We start from the raw sequence: 14,754 nt of genomic DNA, 5'->3' as shown, positions 1-14,754 counted from the left end.
GCCTGCTGACACCCACGCTTCGGTTCATCGACGGCAGGAACGATCTCTCGCTGGTACCGGACTCCTGCAGCGCGGCGTCTTCGGTACTCCAGACCCGGGACAGGAGTACATCTGGCCCAGGACCTGGAGACGGCGCTTGCCCCTCTGGTCACAACCAGACGTGATCAGCCGGTATCGGTGTTCGTCGCCGAACGCCCCCATGTGAGCCGAACGCCCCCATGTGAAGGGTCGAAAGGGGTGGATGGAACGTTCCTGAGGTGAGACCATCCGGGGGCCCGACACGAGGAGACATGGATGTCCAAGCTCACCGCGATGACCGCCATCAACCAGTCGTTACAGAGCACCTCTCTGAGAAGTGCCAGAGTCTGGAACCCGTTCCACTCGCTCGCGGAGGGACCGACAGCCGCCTTCAGCGCCCGGCCGGATCTGGATCCGAAGGTGCCGCAGGTCATCGCGGACGCCAAGACGTTCGCGAATGCCGGCCGCAACGAGAAGATCGCTTTCGCCGCCGCGGCCAAACACAGCGGTCTGCTCGACAAAGAGCAGGAGTGGAGCGCTCTGACCGCCCAGGTGTTCGAGCAACTCCGCACTCAGCTGAAGATCGACTATCTCAAGCGCGGCGACGAGTCGATCAAGAATTTCTCCAGTGGCGTCTGCACGATGTTCGCCTGTGCGGCCCTCGGCCACCTCGCTCGCAACCACAACCTTCTTGATCCGGGCTCGGTCGTCGAGCTGTTCAAGTACGAGGGCGATCAGGGCGGCCACGCCTTCATCGTGGTCAACCGCGCGGGAACGCCCGATGACGTCGATTCATGGGGTCCCCAGTGCTACGTCATCGACCCCTGGTATGCCCGGCACCGGATCACCGCTCCCGGCACGAACGCGGTCAAGGACATGACCGCAGGCACGGCCTTCCACGACCCTGCGTTCGTCGCGTTCCTGAAGGACGCCAACTCCCGCGCCGTCCAGGTCACCTTCCCCCACATGCAGCTGATCCAGGCGTTCAGCTGACCGTCTCCGCCGGCTCGGGACGCCCCGGCGCCAGGGCGGCGCGCGAGCTCGGCGGCGGTCGGCTTCGGTGGGCGTTCGATGCGGGGTGATGTGCCGAGCGGCCCAACCGGCTCAGGACCTGCTCACCTGGGCCGCGTCCGAGAGGACCTCAGGTTCGACCAGGCGGAAGGACACGCAGACGATCTCTGTGGCGGGGTCGACGGTGTGTCCCAGGCTGTTCCAGAAGCGGCGGTGGGAGTCCGCCCAGTGTTCCACCGAGCGGTACCCCTCCCCCTCCGAGTCCGCGAACTCCCACGTCACCTCGCCGAACGGCACCACCTCGACCGCCGTCACCTCGATCACCGCGATCGGCTGGTCGTCGTCTACCAGGGCGAGCCGTTCGCCGGCTCGCTCCAGTTCCTCGTCCTCCGCCCGGTAGTCGTGCTCGAGCAGCCCCGCCGTGCCGGTCTTGGCGCCGGACAGCACGAGGTCGTTCAACTCGGCGCGCAGCCCGCCAGGCGTGCCGAGCCCCAGGACCCTGAGTCCGTCGATCCTTCCCCACATGACCAGCAGGCTACGGCCAGGCGCCGCCGCCCTCACAAGCCGGGGCCTGCTGGAGGCGGCGGCCCGCGGACCTCCGCAAGGGTCAGAAGACCGGGATGATCTCCTCGGGGTCGAGGAAGTCGACGTGGACGCCCTCGATGTCGAGTTCGGGAATGGCGGGGAACTCGATCCCCCACCGCTCGACGATCGCGCGGATCCTCGCCATCGCCACCCGCCAGTTCTCCGCCTGCTCCTCGTACGACAGCACCCCGAGCCCGGCCTCCCTGGCGTGGTCCATGAGGACCCGGTGGTTGTCCAGGAAGTACGGCGGAAGCTCCCAGAAGCCCTCGGGCGGCTCCCAGAGGATCATCGACAGGAACACGAACCCTGCCCGCAGCTGCCGGGTGATGAGCGAGCGGACGTCGTCGGTGAGCCCGGGCCACTCGTTCTCCAGGATCGTCATGCAGATCTGGAGATGCCGGGACTCGTCGCGGCCGATGCGCTGGAACATCTCGCTGAACACCGGGTGCCTGGTGCCCGACGACATGCCCCTGAACAGGGTGGACGCCGCCATCTCACCCATCATGAACGAGGTGAAGAGCACGGGCAGCGAGTACTTCCCGACCGCCGAGCTGTAGCCCGTCCAGTAGCGCCCGCCGTTGTGGTAGAGCCACCCGATGTTGTTGTGCGCCGCCTTCTCCAGGTCGGTGACGGGAGTCCAGTCGAGAGGACCGCCGGGCCACAGCTTGGCGATCGTCCGCTGGCAGCACTCCTCGTGGTTCATCTCGTCCCTGGTGATCGAGAAGAAGCACTTGCGGACGGGATCCTCCTCGTGCTTCTCGAAGGCCTGGATGGTCGCCCGAGCGAACACCGCGGGCCCTGAGGCGTCGAAGTTGGCCAGGACGGCGAACCAGTACATGATCCCCAGACGCTGCTCGACCGTGAAGTCGTCGGGGGAGAGCCCGTCCCACGGCAGGTCGGCCGGGTTCCAGACCATGCGCTTGGACTTTTCGTAGATCGCCGCCAGCTTCTCGGTCTCGACCCGCCATTCCATCGGATAGATGTTCGGCTGGGGGATCTCGGGCGCTGGCCAGAATCCGCCTTCGGGGATCGTGAGGTCGGCCATGGTTGTGACACCTCCTGCCCCTATCCTGCGCTGAGGTGTCACGTCTTTCAAGGACTACGAACGGCTCCGCTGCGTCACGGCCACACAGACCAGGACGGCGAGCGCGCCGAGCACGGTGGCCAGGCCGTACCTCTCGCCGAGCAACAGCCACGCCCAGACCAGCGTGAGCAGCGGCTGGACGAGCTGGGTCTGTCCGGCGCGGGCGATGCCGCCCCGCGCGAGGCCCGCGTACCAGGGGATGAATCCGAGGAACATCGACACGAGGCCGACGTAGAGGAAACCGCCGACCGAGGCCGCGGTGAGCGTGATGGGGGTGACGGCGGCCAGCGCCACCGAGACGGGAAGCGTCACGGGAAGCGACAGCACCAGGGCGTAGGAGATGACGTGCCAGCCCGGCGTCGAACGCGCCAGCCGGCCGCCCTCGGTGTAGCCGAGCGCCGCCGACAGCAGGGCGGCCACCAGCAGCATGTCGGCCAGGGAGAGGCCGCCGCCGCCCTGCGAGACGGTGAAGACGGTGATCGCGACGGCTCCCGCCGTACAGGCGACCCAGAACAGCGGCCGCGGACGCTCGCCCGCCCGCAGGACGGCGAAGGCCGCCGTGGCGGCGGGCAGCAGGCCGATCACGACCGCCGAATGGGCCGTGCTCGCCCCCAGGTGCAGGGCCAGGCCGCTGAAGACGGGGAAGCCGAAGACCACGCCGAGAGAGATGAGCGCGTAGGAGCCCCACTGCGACCGCGGCGGCAGGAGCGGCACCCTCGCCGCACGGAGGCAGACCAGCGCCACGATCCCGGCCAGCAGGGCGCGGCCGATGGCCACCAGCCATGGGTCGAACCCGCGCATCGCGAAGACGGTGGCGGGAAAGGAGCCGGAGAAGGCCAGCACGCCGGCGAAGGCGAGGGCGGTGCCCTTCAGCTCGTCGCTCCTGGCCATAAGGGGAACCGCTACTCCACCGTTTGCGATAGCGCTATTCTTGTCTCTCATGAAAGACGATAGCAGTATCGTCCAGCTTGCCGCGACGCTGCGTCAGGAGATAGCGGCGAAGCGACCGGGCGACCGGTTGCCCTCCAGCAGGGAGCTCATGCGCCGCCACGGGGTCAGCCCCGTCACGGTGTCGAGGGCGATCGGGCAGCTCGCCGCCGAGGGCAGGGTGGTCACCAGGCCGGGCAGCGGCGCCTTCGTCGCCCCTGCGGCGCCCTCGGTAGGCGAGATGAGCGACCTCTCGTGGCAGACCGTCGCGCTGGGCGACCGCGTGGTCGACGACTCGGGCGTGACCGCGCTGCTCACCGCGCCGCCCGACGACGTCGTCCCGTTGACCGGCGGCTACCTCAACCCGGCCATGCGTCCCGACAGGCAGCTGTCCGCGGCGGCCTCGCGGGCCGTCAAGCGGGCGGACGCGTGGGCGCTGCCGCCGCTGACCGGCCTCAAGGAGCTTCGGGGATGGTTCGCCAGGCAGGCGGGAGGCGACGTGACGGCGGCCGACGCGCTGATCGTCAGCGGTGGCCAGGCCGCGCTCAGTCACGCCTTCCGCGCGCTGGCCGCGCCGGGCACACATGTGCTGGTCGAGACGCCGACCTATCCGGGGGCGCTGGCGGCGGCCAAGGCGGCCGGCCTGCGCGCGACAGCCGTGCCGATGGACCGCGACGGCGTGCTGCCCGACCTGCTGGCCGAGGCCTTCGCCGTGACGGGCGCGCGGGTCTTCTACTGCCAGCCCACGCTGCACAACCCCACGGGCGCCACCCTGTCCACCGAGCGCAGGCGGCAGGTGCTCCAGGTCGCCAGGGCCAACAACGCGTTCGTGGTCGAGGACGACTACGCCCGCTTCCTCACCGCCCACGCGCCCGTGTCGATGGTGGCGCTCGACCGGTACGGCACGGTCGTCCACATCAGCTCCCTCACCAAGATCCTCGCCCCCAGCCTGCGCCTGGCCGCCGTGATCGCCCGCGGCCCCGCCGCGCACCGGCTGAGGGCCAGCCAGCTGGTGGAGTCGTTCTTCGTGGCCAGGCCTCTGCAGGAGACCGCACTGGAGTTCGTCGGCTCGCCGTCGTGGCCGCGCCACCTGTCCTCCGTCCACGCCGAGCTGACCACGCGGCGCGACGCGCTGGCCGCCGCGATGCTCTCCCTGCTGCCGGAGGCCGAGCCGCACCTGGTCCCGCGCGGCGGCCTGCACCTGTGGGTACGGCTGCCGCCGCACGTCGACGAGGCCGCGCTGGTCGAAGGGGCGCGCAGGAACGGCGTCCAGGTGAGCCCCGGACGGATCTACTACCCCGCGGAGCCGCCGGGGCCGCGCGTCCGCGTCACGCACAGCGCCGCCACGCATCTGGCCGAACTGACCGAGGGCGTACGGCGGCTGGCCGAGGCGTACGCTGGTCTCAGCGAAGCGCCCGCCACCTGAGCAGGCCCACGTCCCGCGCGGGAAACCGGGACGAAGACCCTTCGTTATCGAGCCAGGCGTCATCGCGAGCCCCGAATCACCGATACGGTGTAACACGTGCCCCCGAGATCCTCCGGTCGCGGGCACAACGGCAGGCGAAGGAGCGGGCCGAGATGGCAGACGTAGGCGTCCGGGCGGCCCGGCGCGAGGATGTGCTCCAGGTTGCGAACACTCAGGTCCGCGCCTGGCGCTACGGCTACAGGGAGTTCCTCCCCGAGGGGCCCCTTGAGCAGATGACCGGCCCCGCGGCCGAGAAGATGTGGCTGCGCCAGTGGGACGAGGCGATCGTCGCGCCTCCCACGCGCATGCACCGGGTGCTGGTGGCGGTGGAGACCATCCTCGACACCGAGGGCTTCCCCGCGCTCGGTCAGGGCGGCGTCAACGTCACGGCGACGCCGCGCGGCGGTGAGCGCGTGGTCGGGCTGGCCTCGCACGCCCCCGCCGAGGATCCCGACCTCGACCCCACGGTGACGGCCGAGATGCTGACGCTGCTGGTCGACCCCGACTTCGTCCGGCGCGGGCACGGCAGCCGCCTGCTCAACGCCACCGTCGACTACCTGCGCGAAGACGGCTTCCGCCAGATCGTGACCTGGGTGTTCGCCGAGAACTACGCCGTGCTCGGCTTCCTCGAGTCAGCCGGATGGGGCGAGGACATGGCCGAACGCGTGCTCGACATGGGCCGTCCGATCCGGATGGTCAGGCTGACGACGGACATCAGCTGATGGCTTCACTGAACCAGTGGGTGGCAGGCGCGCGCCCGCGCACGCTGCCCAACGCGATCGTGCCCGTCATGGTCGGCACAGGGCTGGCCATCGGCGAGGGCTCCCCGATCTGGTGGCGGGCCGTGGTGGCGCTGCTCGTGGCGCTGCTGCTGCAGATCGGCGTCAACTACGCCAACGACTACAGCGACGGCATCCGCGGCACCGACGACCAGCGCGTCGGCCCGATGCGCCTGGTCGGCTCGGGGGCGGCCGCGCCGCGCGAGGTGCTCGCCGCCGCGCTCGGCAGCTTCGCCGCCGCCGCGATCCTCGGCCTGACCCTGGTGATCGCCACCAGGGCCTGGTGGATCCTGCTGGTCGGCGCGGCGGCCATCGCCGCCGCCTGGTTCTACACCGGCGGCAAGAGCCCGTACGGCTACCGCGCGCTCGGCGAGCTGGCGGTCTTCGTCTTCTTCGGCGTCGTCCCCGTGGTCGGCACCGCCTACGTGCAGACCGAGCAGCTGTCCTGGACGGCGCTGGCCGCCTCGGTGCCGATCGGCCTGCTGTCGTGCTCCATGCTGGTCGTCAACAACCTGCGCGACGTCGTCACCGACGGCCCCGCGGGCAAGCGCACGCTGGCCGTGGTGCTCGGCGCGACGCGCACCCGCACGCTCTACACCGCCTGCCTCACCCTGCCCTTCCTGATCGCGCTGCTGCTGATCCCTCTCACGCCGTTCACCGCGCTGACCGTGCTCGCCGCCCCGCTGGCGATCGGCCCGATCAGGACCGTGCTGGCGGGCGCCACGGGCCCCGCGCTGATCGGCGTGCTCCAGGCGACGGGAAAGCTGCAGATGGCCTACGGCCTGCTGTTCGCCGTCGGCTTGGCGATCACCTTGTAGGCGGATACAAACCGGCGTCGCGCTCTCGTATGCGCGAATAAACGTCCTGGTCAGCCCCCTCTGGTTCACTGAACCCGGATATTCCGTGACAGTGAGGGGACCCCATGGAGCAACGCGGGATCGAGCTGGTTCCTGCGAGCGAGCGGTACGGCCGCCCGCGCGACCTGCTCTTCCTCTGGGCCGGAACGACCACCACGGTCTTCACGGTGGTCTACGGCACGATCGTGGTCGCCATGGGGCTGAGCTTCTGGCAGGGCCGTGGCCGCCATCGTGATCGGCAACCTGCTGGCCTTCCCCCTGGTCGGGTTCAGCAGCATCCAGGGCATGCAGCACGGCACCTCGACCATGGCGATCTCCCGCGCCGCCTACGGCAACAAGGGCGCCCGCGTGCTCGGCTTCTTCGGCTGGCTGAACATGGTCGGCTTCGAGGCCGGCGGCATGGTGATGATCACCCTGGCCGGGCTCACGCTGCTGAAGCAGGCGGGCGTGGAGGGCGAGGGACTCGGGCTGAAGGTGGCGATCGTGCTGATCGCCGCGGTCATCCAGCTCATTCTGCCGCTGATCGGCCACGCCGCGGTGATGAAGGCGCAGAAGTACCTCACCTGGGTGTTCGTGGCGATGTTCGTCGTCATGGCGATCCTGGTCGCGCCCAAGGCGAACCTCACGGCGGGCGGCTCGGCGGACTTCTCGACGTTCACTCTGGCGGTCATGCTGGTGATGTCGGGCGGCGGCCTGTCGTGGGCGCCCCTCGGCGGCGACTACTCGCGCTACCTGCCCGTCGACTCCTCCAGGAAGGCCGTGTTCGGCTACGCGTTCCTGGGCGGCTTCGTGCCGTACCTGCTGCTGATGATCCTCGGCGCGGCGGTCGCCACCGTCGTGACCAACGCCAGCGACCCGATCTCCGGCCTGCCGGGGGCGCTGCCGTCGTGGTTCGTCGTGCCGTACCTGCTGCTGACGGTGGTCACGCTCTTCGCCGCCAACACCACCGACCTGTACTCCTCGGGGCTGAACCTGCAGGCCGCGGGCATCAGGATCAAGCGGTGGGCCGCGGTCGTCCTCGACCTGATCTTCTGCGTGATCATCACGTTCGTCGCCATCACCTCCGACTCGTTCAACACGATGCTCAACGCCTTCCTCGGGCTGGTCGTCGTCTGGCTGGCCCCCTGGGCGGGCATCTACGTCACCGACTGGCTGCGCCGCAAGGGCGTCTACGACGCCGCCTCGCTGTTCGACGAGAGCGGGCCTGGCCAGATCCGCTGGGCGGGCCTGATCGCCCAGGCGGTCGGCATGCTCGCCGCGGGGCTCTGGCTCAACTCCAGCGTCTACGTCGGCTGGCTGTCCAGCGCCACCGGAGGCTCGGACTTCAGCATCTTCGCCGGCTTCGTCGTCGCCGGTGTCGTCTACGCCGCCCTGGACCGCCGCGCGGTCCCCGTCAAGGAGCTCGCCCATGCATGACCTGCTCGATGTGGCCTACGGCCGCAGGCCCGCCGACACGATCATCGCGAACGGGGTAATGGTCAACGTCCTGACCGGCGAGACCTACCCGGCCGAGATCGGCATCAGCGGCGACAGGATCGCGGCGGTGGGCCCCTCCCTGGAGCGTGGCCCCTCCACGCGGATCATCGACGCGCGCGGCGGCTACCTCGTGCCCGGCCTCATCGACGGCCACCTGCACATCGAGTGCAGCAAGCTGTCCGTCACCAGCTTCGCCAACCTGGCCGTCCCCTTCGGCACCACCAGCGTGGTCTCCGGCCTGGACCAGATCCTCGTGGCCGAGGGCCTTCCCGGCGTACGTCAGGCGCTGGACGAGGCGGCGGCGACCAGCATGCGCATCTGGTGGGGCGCCCCCGCGAAGGCCCCCTACACCGTGCCGCAGTCGACCGTCGGCCACACCTTCGGCCCCGACGAGCACCGCGTCGCCCACGAGTGGCCCGAGTGCGTGGGCATCTGGGAGACCGTCCAGGAGATGGTCGAGCACGGCGATCCCGCCGTGATGGAGGCGCTGGAGCTGGCCCACCGCAGGCGGCTGCCGATCTTCGGCTGCGCTCCCCTGTCGGACGCCCGCCGCATCGCCGGCCTGGCCGCCGCCGGCATCAGGCTCGACCACGAGTCCTACTCCCACGAGGAGATGCTCGAGAAGCTGCGCCAGGGCATCTACGCGATCATCCGCGAGTCGTCCGTCGCGCACTTCCTGCAGGAGAACATCCAGGTCGTGGCCAAGGTCGGCGCCCGCAGGGTGGCCTTCTGCACCGACGACGTCCACGCCGCCGACGTGCTGGCGGGCGGGCACATGGACAAGCTGGTGCGGATGGCGATCAAGGCGGGCGTCGACCCCGTCACCGCCATCCAGATGGCCACCGTCAACTGCGCCGAGATGTACCGCATCGACGACCTGGTCGGCAGCATCGCGCCCGGCCGATTCGCCGACGTCCTGATCGTTGACTCGTTGAACGATTTCATCGTTCGCGAGGTCGTCGCGGGAGGGCGTCTGGTGGCGCGCGACGGCGCCATGGTCACGCCGGCCGTACCGCCCGCCAGGGGTGAGGTGCGCCCCTTCCCCGTCCGGGAGATCACCGCCGACGACCTCGCGCTCCGCTCGGACGCCGACGAGGTCACCGTCCTCACCCTGAACTTCACCGAGCAGGTCTTCGTCCGCAAGAGGCGCGACGTGCGCCTTCCCGTCGTCGACGGGATCGTCGAACCGTCCGTCACCGACGACGCGCTCCTGGTCACCGTGGTCGAGAGGTACGGCAAGACGGGCAACATGCCGGTCGCCATGGTCAGCGGGATGGGGCTGAGGAAGGGCGCCATCGCCACCAGCGCCGCGCCCGACGACAACAACATCATCTGCGTGGGCGCCTCCCGCTCCGACATGGCGCTGGCGGTCAACGCCGTCTCGGCCATGGGCGGCGGCCAGGTCATCGTGGTGGACGGCGCCGTCGTCGAGTCGCTGCCGCTGCCCGTCGCCGGCATCGTCTCCGACCTGCCCGCCGCAGAGATGGCCGTTCTGGAGGAGCGGCTCGACGAGGTGGCCCGCTCGCTCGGCTGCACGCTGCCCGCGCCGCTGATGTACCTGTTCTTCCTGTCCATCACCGCGATCCCCGACTACGCCGTCACCGACCTCGGTCTGGTCGACTGCGTGCGGTTGGAGGTCATCGACCCGATCCTCACGGAGGCCTGATCATGAAGGACTTCATCGCAGGGCTGCCCAAGTGCGAGCTCCACCTGCACATCGAGGGGACCCTCGAGCCTGAGCTCAAGTTCGAGCTGGCCCAGCGCAACGGCATCGCGCTGCCGTACGCGACAGTCGAGGAGATGCGCGCCGCCTACGCCTTCGACGACCTGCCGTCCTTCCTCGGCGTCTACTACGAGGGCATGCGGGTGCTGCGCACCGAGCCCGACTTCTACGACCTGGCCATGGCCTACCTGCGCAAGGCCGCCTCGCAGAACGTCCGCTACGCCGAGATCTTCTTCGACCCGCAGGCGCACACCTCCCGCGGCGTGCCGTTCGACGTGGTGATCCGCGGCCTGCGCAGGGCGCTCATGGACGCCCACGCGCAGCTCGGCGTGCGCGCGCAGCTCATCATGTGCTTCCTGCGAGACTTCCAGGCCGAGTACGCGATGGCGACGCTGCTGGAGTCGCTGCCGTACAAGGAGTGGATCGTCGGCGTCGGCCTCGACTCCGACGAGAAGGGCAACCCTCCCGCGAAGTTCGCCGCCGTCTACGAGCGGGCCAGGCAGGAGGGCTACCTGCTGACCATGCACTGCGACGTCGACCAGGAGAACTCCGTCGAGCACATCCGCCAGTGCGTCGAGGACATCCAGGTCAACAGGATCGACCACGGGGTGAACATCCTGGAGGACCCTTCGCTGGTGCAGCAGATCCTCGACAAGGGCATCGGGCTGACCTGCTGCCCGATCTCCAACTCCTACGTCACGGACTCGATGAAGGCCGAGGGCATCCGCAAGCTGCTCGATCTGGGGGTGCGGGTGACGATCAACTCCGACGACCCCGCGTACTTCCCGGGGTACGTGCAGGAGAACCTGGAGGCTCTGGAGCTCTCCAGGGAGGAGCTGCTGCAGGTGCAGCGCAACGCCTTCGAGATCACCTGGCTGCCGCGCCACCTCAAGGACGCCTACCTGGCCGAACTCGAGACCTACGCCAAGCAGTAATCAGCTGAGAGCCGCGCCTCCGGTACCGCGGCTCCGCTCGCTGCGCTCCCCTGCGGCCTCACCCCGAGCGTCTCCCGGTGAGGCCGCCCAGCGCCCACCTTCATGTGGATGGCATCTTCGTAGACGCCAGCTACATCAGCGGCTCTGAGCCGTCCGCTCCTCAGAGATGCGGGTCAGCGCATGCGGAGCGCCAGCAGGAAGTCCACTCGCTCGTCCCACGAGTTCAGGGACCGTCCCGTCAGTTCCTCGATTCGCTTCAGCCGGTACCGCAGGGTGTTCACGTGCACGTGCAGCCGGTCGGCCGTCGCGGCCCACGACCCCGACTCCTCCAGGAACGTCTCCAGCGTCTCCAGCAGCTCGGTCTGGTTCGTCGCGTCGTACGCCTCCAGCCGTCCCAGCAGCCTCGATCTGAACGAGCGGCGCAGGGGGTCGGGGATGGCCGCCAGCAGCGTGCGGTGGGAGCTGACGTCGTCGCCGGTCACGACGCTGACCTTGCCGGTGCCGAGCGAGGCGAGGGAGCGGGCGTGCCTGGCCTCCTCGATCAGGCCGTTCAGCCCTGCGGGACCGGTCGTCACGCTGCTGACGCCGAGCGAGATACGTTCCTCGCCGAGCCCCGCCTCCAGGATGCGGGCGCCCCTCACGAGGTGCTCGGCCAGTTCGGCCGCGCTGTTTCCTGCCAGCGGAACCAGCGCCACCGCTTCCCCCGCCGAACCCGCGTAACCGGAAGCCGCGACACCCGAGCCCGCCGCACCCGAGCCGGTCACGCCGGAGCCGGACGTACCCGGACCGCGCGTGCCCGGCGAGCCCGGGCCCGAAGCGCCCGTGCCCGCAGAGCCCCAGGAGCCCGGTGCGTGCGAGGCCGTCACGATGCCCGGCGCCAGGGGGCGCAGAAGTTCGTCCAGGACCGCGACGCTCACCTCGGAGCCGCCCGCCGTCAGCGCCACCACGAGGAGTCCGTGCTCGGTCTCGACGTGCAGCGTGTGCAGGCGCGAGACCAGCCCGGGCAGATCCGCGTCGCCCGACTCCAGCAGCTGCAACAGCTGGTCCAGGACGCGGCGCTCGATCCGATGGGCCGCCTCCATGCGCGAGCGCTCCAGCGCCACGAGGGCGGCCAGCTCGACGATGACGTCCTCGCTGTCGCCCTGCACGTCCTCGCCCCTGTAGGCGAGGAACCAGTTGGCGATCCTGTGCGGCACCCCCTTGCTGATCGGGAAGACCGACAGGCCGTCGACCATGCCGGGCAGGAAGCGGGCGGTGAGGAAGGTGTGGGCCAGCCGCGCCCTGGAGTCCTCGTTGAGCGGCTGCGAGCCGACGATCACCCTGCCCGTCGCCGACATCACCCAGCAGGGCACGTCGAGCTCGCCCGCGACCGTGTCCACGAGCTTGGTGAGGCTGCCGCCGTCCACGAGGGTGCTGGCCAGGCGCCTGCGCCCGCCGTACGGCCTGCGGGGGTTGGAGCCCAGCTCGGCGATGAGCGCGCGCAGCACGTGCTCGGTCAGCCGGCTGAACGGCACGTCCACCGGCAGTGTCAGCAGCGGCAGCCCCGCGTGGGCGCACACGTCGATGAGGTCGGTCGGGGGCACCTTCAGCGCGGTGCCGCAGACGAGCGCGGCCACGTCGCCGAGACGGTCCACGAACTCCTTGGCGGAGTCGGCGCCGGTGTGCCAGGTCAGCTCGGTGAGCACCAGCTCCCCCGGCTTGACGAAGCGGGAGGGGTCGGGCAGGTCGGTGGTGGCGACCCCCCGCACCCTGCGGTCGAGCAGGTCGTGCCCGGTGAGGACCTTCAGCGCCAGGTGATCGTCCTGGACCAGGTCCTTCAGCCGCATGGCCAGCTCTCCTGGCGCCAGGCCGCGTCCCAGAACATCCACTCGAACCTGGCGGTCGTGACCGCGCGCTCCAGCAGCCGCTCGCGCTCCTCGGCGCTCAACGAGAGGTCGTCGAGCAGGTCGAGCACGCCGGCGACGGTGTCCTGGTAGTCCTCGCCGCCGTAGGTCTCGATCCACCAGGCGTACAGCGGGTCGGGCGACGACTCGGCCAGCAGCTTCTCGCCGACGCGGGCGTAGATCCAGTAGCACGGCACGATCGCGCCGAGCGCCTCCGCAAAGGTGCCCAGCGAGCAGGTACGCACCAGGTAGGAGGCGTAGCCCACGGTGGTGGGGGCGGCGGGCGACTTCAGCGCCTCGACCTCGTCGAGGCCGAAGGCGGCCAGCAGCTCCACCACCAGGCTGTGCTCGACCTCCACGGTCCTGGCCGAGTCGGCGGCGAACCTGTGCACCGCCTGCGGATGCGGCGCCCTCGCGGCGCAGGCGGCCAGCGCGCGGGCGTAGTCGGGCAGGAAGTGCGCCTCCTGCATGACGTAGTGGCGGAAGGCCTCGCGCGGCAGCGAGCCGTCGGTCAGGCCCTCCAGGAAGGGATGGCGCAGGATCTGGCGATAGATGCCGTCCATCGCCCGCCACAGCTCGTCGCGAAACCTCACACTACGGGACGGTACATCACGATCCGTGGTGCTATTTCGAGGCCCAGCTCGCGTTCGTGCTGGACGATGGCGCGCAGCTCGGGGCCGGGATCGTCCATGGGCGCGAATCCGTGCCTGGTGTACCAGGGCGCGTTCCACGGAACGTCGCGGAAGGTCGTCAGCGTCACACCCGGGGCGCCCACGGCCAGGGCGTGGTCGTGGACGGCGGCCATCAGCCTGCCGCCGATGCCCTGCCGCATGCTGTCGGGGTGGACGGCCAGCTGGTCGAGGTGCACGTTGCCGTCGACCATGCTGATCACGGCGAAGCCCCGCCCCTCGACGAGCACCCTGCCGGGATCGTCGCACTCCTCGATCATCGTGGTGCCCGGTGGGAACACGATGCCGACCTGCTCGAACAGCCCATCGGCGGCTCGCTCCACCTCGGCCAGCGCGGGAAGCTCCTCTTCGCGGGCCCAACGGACTACCGACACGCACTCGCCTTTCCGCCGCTGATCCGGTGTGGTACTAGTGTGATGATCGTGCGCCCGGCTGTGCGGAGCCGGAACCCTCTCCACAGAATGTGCCCATGCTCCGGCATGGGCACATTTCTTTCACAGGTCGAGCAGGCGCTCCAGGCCGACGGTGAGCCCGGGCAGCTCGCCCACCCTGCGTACGCCGAGCAGCACGCCAGGGGTGAACGACGACCTGTTCATCGTGTCGTGCCTGATCGTGAGGGTCTCGCCGTCGCCGCCGAGCAGCACCTCCTGGTGCGCGATCAGCCCCGCCAGCCGTACGGCGTGCACGTGCACCCCGTTGACGTCGGCGCCGCGCGCCCCTTCGAGCTCGGAGCTGGTGGCGTCGGGCATCGCCGCCATGCCGGCCTTCGCGCGCGCCTCGGCCACCAGCTCCGCCGTACGGCGGGCGGTGCCCGAAGGGGCGTCGGCCTTGTTCGGGTGGTGCAGCTCGACGATCTCGACAGAGTCGAAGTACTTGGCGGCCTGCTGGGCGAAGTGCATCATCAGCACGGCCGCGATGCCGAAGTTGGGCGCGATCAGGCAGTTCGTGCCGGGGGAACGCTCCAGCCAGCCGCGGACGGTGGCCAGGCGCGCCTCGTCGAAGCCGGTCGTGCCGACCACCGGGTGGATGCCGTGCGCGATGGCCCACTCGAGGTTGCCCATGACGACGTCGGGATGGGTGAAGTCGACGACCACCTGCGCGCCGTCGAGGGAATCGATCGGCTCGTCCTTGTCGACCGCCGCCACGAGCTCGAGGTCGGAGGCCGCCTCGACGGCCTTGCACACCTCGACGCCGACCCGTCCCCGTGCTCCGAGCACGCCCACTCTAATCACAGCTCTCACCTTAGCGGTGCATCCTGTCCCTTCACGCGGCATGGCAGGCCGGAAAGCGCCTGAGCGGGTGGCGAAGCCGCCACGCCGACT

14 protein-coding genes are annotated in these 14,754 nt (G+C 69.9%); 7 read left to right on the top strand and 7 right to left on the bottom strand.

Annotation, left to right across the window (positions count from 1 at the left end; translation table 11 throughout):
• Positions 1-294 precede the first annotated feature (294 nt).
• Positions 295-1,011 carry a hypothetical protein gene (locus FHR33_RS35700; RefSeq protein ID WP_183657414.1) on the top strand — a complete coding sequence of 239 codons (717 nt, stop codon included), beginning with the start codon at positions 295-297 and terminating at the stop codon, positions 1,009-1,011.
• 111 nt (positions 1,012-1,122) lie between these two features.
• On the opposite strand, the gene FHR33_RS35695 is transcribed toward FHR33_RS35700, so the two are convergent.
• The 3 genes from FHR33_RS35695 to FHR33_RS35685 form a co-directional block, all read right to left on the bottom strand.
• A complete protein-coding gene (locus tag FHR33_RS35695) occupies positions 1,123-1,554 on the bottom strand; it encodes an ASCH domain-containing protein (RefSeq protein ID WP_183657411.1) in 432 nt (143 codons plus the stop codon).
• Between the two features lie 82 nt (positions 1,555-1,636).
• A complete protein-coding gene (locus FHR33_RS35690) occupies positions 1,637-2,659 on the bottom strand; it encodes a hypothetical protein (protein ID WP_183657408.1) in 1,023 nt (340 codons plus the stop codon).
• A 54-nt stretch (positions 2,660-2,713) separates the two neighbouring features.
• On the bottom strand, positions 2,714-3,589 hold the full coding sequence (locus FHR33_RS35685; protein WP_246452287.1) for a DMT family transporter: 876 nt from the start codon (positions 3,587-3,589) through the stop codon (positions 2,714-2,716).
• A gap of 49 nt (positions 3,590-3,638) precedes the next feature.
• Between FHR33_RS35685 and FHR33_RS35680 the strand changes: the two genes are divergently transcribed.
• From FHR33_RS35680 to FHR33_RS35655, 6 genes are all read left to right on the top strand, one after another.
• Positions 3,639-5,051, top strand: coding sequence for an aminotransferase-like domain-containing protein (locus FHR33_RS35680; RefSeq protein ID WP_183657402.1), 1,413 nt, complete (start codon positions 3,639-3,641; stop codon positions 5,049-5,051).
• Positions 5,052-5,203: 152 nt separating this feature from the next.
• Entirely contained in the window at positions 5,204-5,812 is a 609-nt protein-coding gene (locus FHR33_RS35675; protein ID WP_183657399.1) for a GNAT family N-acetyltransferase, read from the top strand.
• Positions 5,812-6,687, top strand: coding sequence for a 1,4-dihydroxy-2-naphthoate polyprenyltransferase (locus tag FHR33_RS35670; RefSeq protein WP_183657396.1), 876 nt, complete (start codon positions 5,812-5,814; stop codon positions 6,685-6,687). Before FHR33_RS35675 ends, FHR33_RS35670 begins: the two co-directional genes overlap by 1 nt.
• Positions 6,688-6,945: 258 nt before the next feature.
• A complete protein-coding gene (locus FHR33_RS35665) occupies positions 6,946-8,142 on the top strand; it encodes a purine-cytosine permease family protein (protein WP_221241380.1) in 1,197 nt (398 codons plus the stop codon).
• On the top strand, positions 8,135-9,868 hold the full coding sequence (locus tag FHR33_RS35660; protein ID WP_183657393.1) for an adenine deaminase C-terminal domain-containing protein: 1,734 nt from the start codon (positions 8,135-8,137) through the stop codon (positions 9,866-9,868). The genes FHR33_RS35665 and FHR33_RS35660 overlap by 8 nt, the downstream gene beginning before the upstream one ends.
• Positions 9,869-9,870: 2 nt before the next feature.
• Complete coding sequence (locus FHR33_RS35655) at positions 9,871-10,860, top strand: adenosine deaminase (protein WP_183657390.1); 990 nt, start codon at positions 9,871-9,873, stop codon at positions 10,858-10,860.
• Positions 10,861-11,033: 173 nt separating this feature from the next.
• Here the strand turns inward: FHR33_RS35655 and FHR33_RS35650 are convergent, their stop codons facing one another.
• From FHR33_RS35650 to dapB, 4 genes are all read right to left on the bottom strand, one after another.
• Positions 11,034-12,686 (bottom strand): PucR family transcriptional regulator, encoded by a 1,653-nt coding sequence (locus FHR33_RS35650; protein WP_183657387.1) that lies wholly within the window; start codon positions 12,684-12,686, stop codon positions 11,034-11,036.
• Positions 12,677-13,336 (bottom strand): thiaminase II, encoded by a 660-nt coding sequence (gene tenA, locus FHR33_RS35645; protein ID WP_312895867.1) that lies wholly within the window; start codon positions 13,334-13,336, stop codon positions 12,677-12,679. Before tenA ends, FHR33_RS35650 begins: the two co-directional genes overlap by 10 nt.
• The gene (locus FHR33_RS35640) at positions 13,333-13,806 is read right to left on the bottom strand and encodes a GNAT family N-acetyltransferase (RefSeq protein ID WP_183657384.1); all 474 of its coding nucleotides are present in this window, start codon (positions 13,804-13,806) and stop codon (positions 13,333-13,335) included. The genes tenA and FHR33_RS35640 overlap by 4 nt, the downstream gene beginning before the upstream one ends.
• Before the next feature lie 120 nt (positions 13,807-13,926).
• A complete protein-coding gene (gene dapB, locus FHR33_RS35635) occupies positions 13,927-14,664 on the bottom strand; it encodes a 4-hydroxy-tetrahydrodipicolinate reductase (protein WP_312895866.1) in 738 nt (245 codons plus the stop codon).
• Positions 14,665-14,754 lie beyond the last annotated feature (90 nt).

The sequence above is a fragment of the Nonomuraea dietziae genome, from assembly GCF_014195505.1.
In the GTDB taxonomy this organism is placed as follows: domain Bacteria; phylum Actinomycetota; class Actinomycetes; order Streptosporangiales; family Streptosporangiaceae; genus Nonomuraea; species Nonomuraea roseola.
Note: the sequence above shows the minus strand (reverse complement) of the source record. Positions and strands in the feature narration are given on the sequence as shown.

What these genes read in the sequence shown, in the direction of transcription:
- FHR33_RS35700 (WP_183657414.1), top strand. Translation starts at nt 295, where the DNA reads ATGTCCAAGCTCACCGCGATGACCGCCATCAACCAGTCGTTACAGAGC.
- FHR33_RS35695 (WP_183657411.1), bottom strand. Translation starts at nt 1,554, where the DNA reads ATGTGGGGAAGGATCGACGGACTCAGGGTCCTGGGGCTCGGCACGCCT.
- FHR33_RS35670 (WP_183657396.1), top strand. Translation starts at nt 5,812, where the DNA reads ATGGCTTCACTGAACCAGTGGGTGGCAGGCGCGCGCCCGCGCACGCTG.
- FHR33_RS35655 (WP_183657390.1), top strand. Translation starts at nt 9,871, where the DNA reads ATGAAGGACTTCATCGCAGGGCTGCCCAAGTGCGAGCTCCACCTGCAC.
- FHR33_RS35650 (WP_183657387.1), bottom strand. Translation starts at nt 12,686, where the DNA reads ATGCGGCTGAAGGACCTGGTCCAGGACGATCACCTGGCGCTGAAGGTC.
- FHR33_RS35675 (WP_183657399.1), top strand. Translation starts at nt 5,204, where the DNA reads ATGGCAGACGTAGGCGTCCGGGCGGCCCGGCGCGAGGATGTGCTCCAG.
- FHR33_RS35690 (WP_183657408.1), bottom strand. Translation starts at nt 2,659, where the DNA reads ATGGCCGACCTCACGATCCCCGAAGGCGGATTCTGGCCAGCGCCCGAG.
- FHR33_RS35680 (WP_183657402.1), top strand. Translation starts at nt 3,639, where the DNA reads ATGAAAGACGATAGCAGTATCGTCCAGCTTGCCGCGACGCTGCGTCAG.
- FHR33_RS35685 (WP_246452287.1), bottom strand. Translation starts at nt 3,589, where the DNA reads ATGGCCAGGAGCGACGAGCTGAAGGGCACCGCCCTCGCCTTCGCCGGC.
- FHR33_RS35660 (WP_183657393.1), top strand. Translation starts at nt 8,135, where the DNA reads ATGCATGACCTGCTCGATGTGGCCTACGGCCGCAGGCCCGCCGACACG.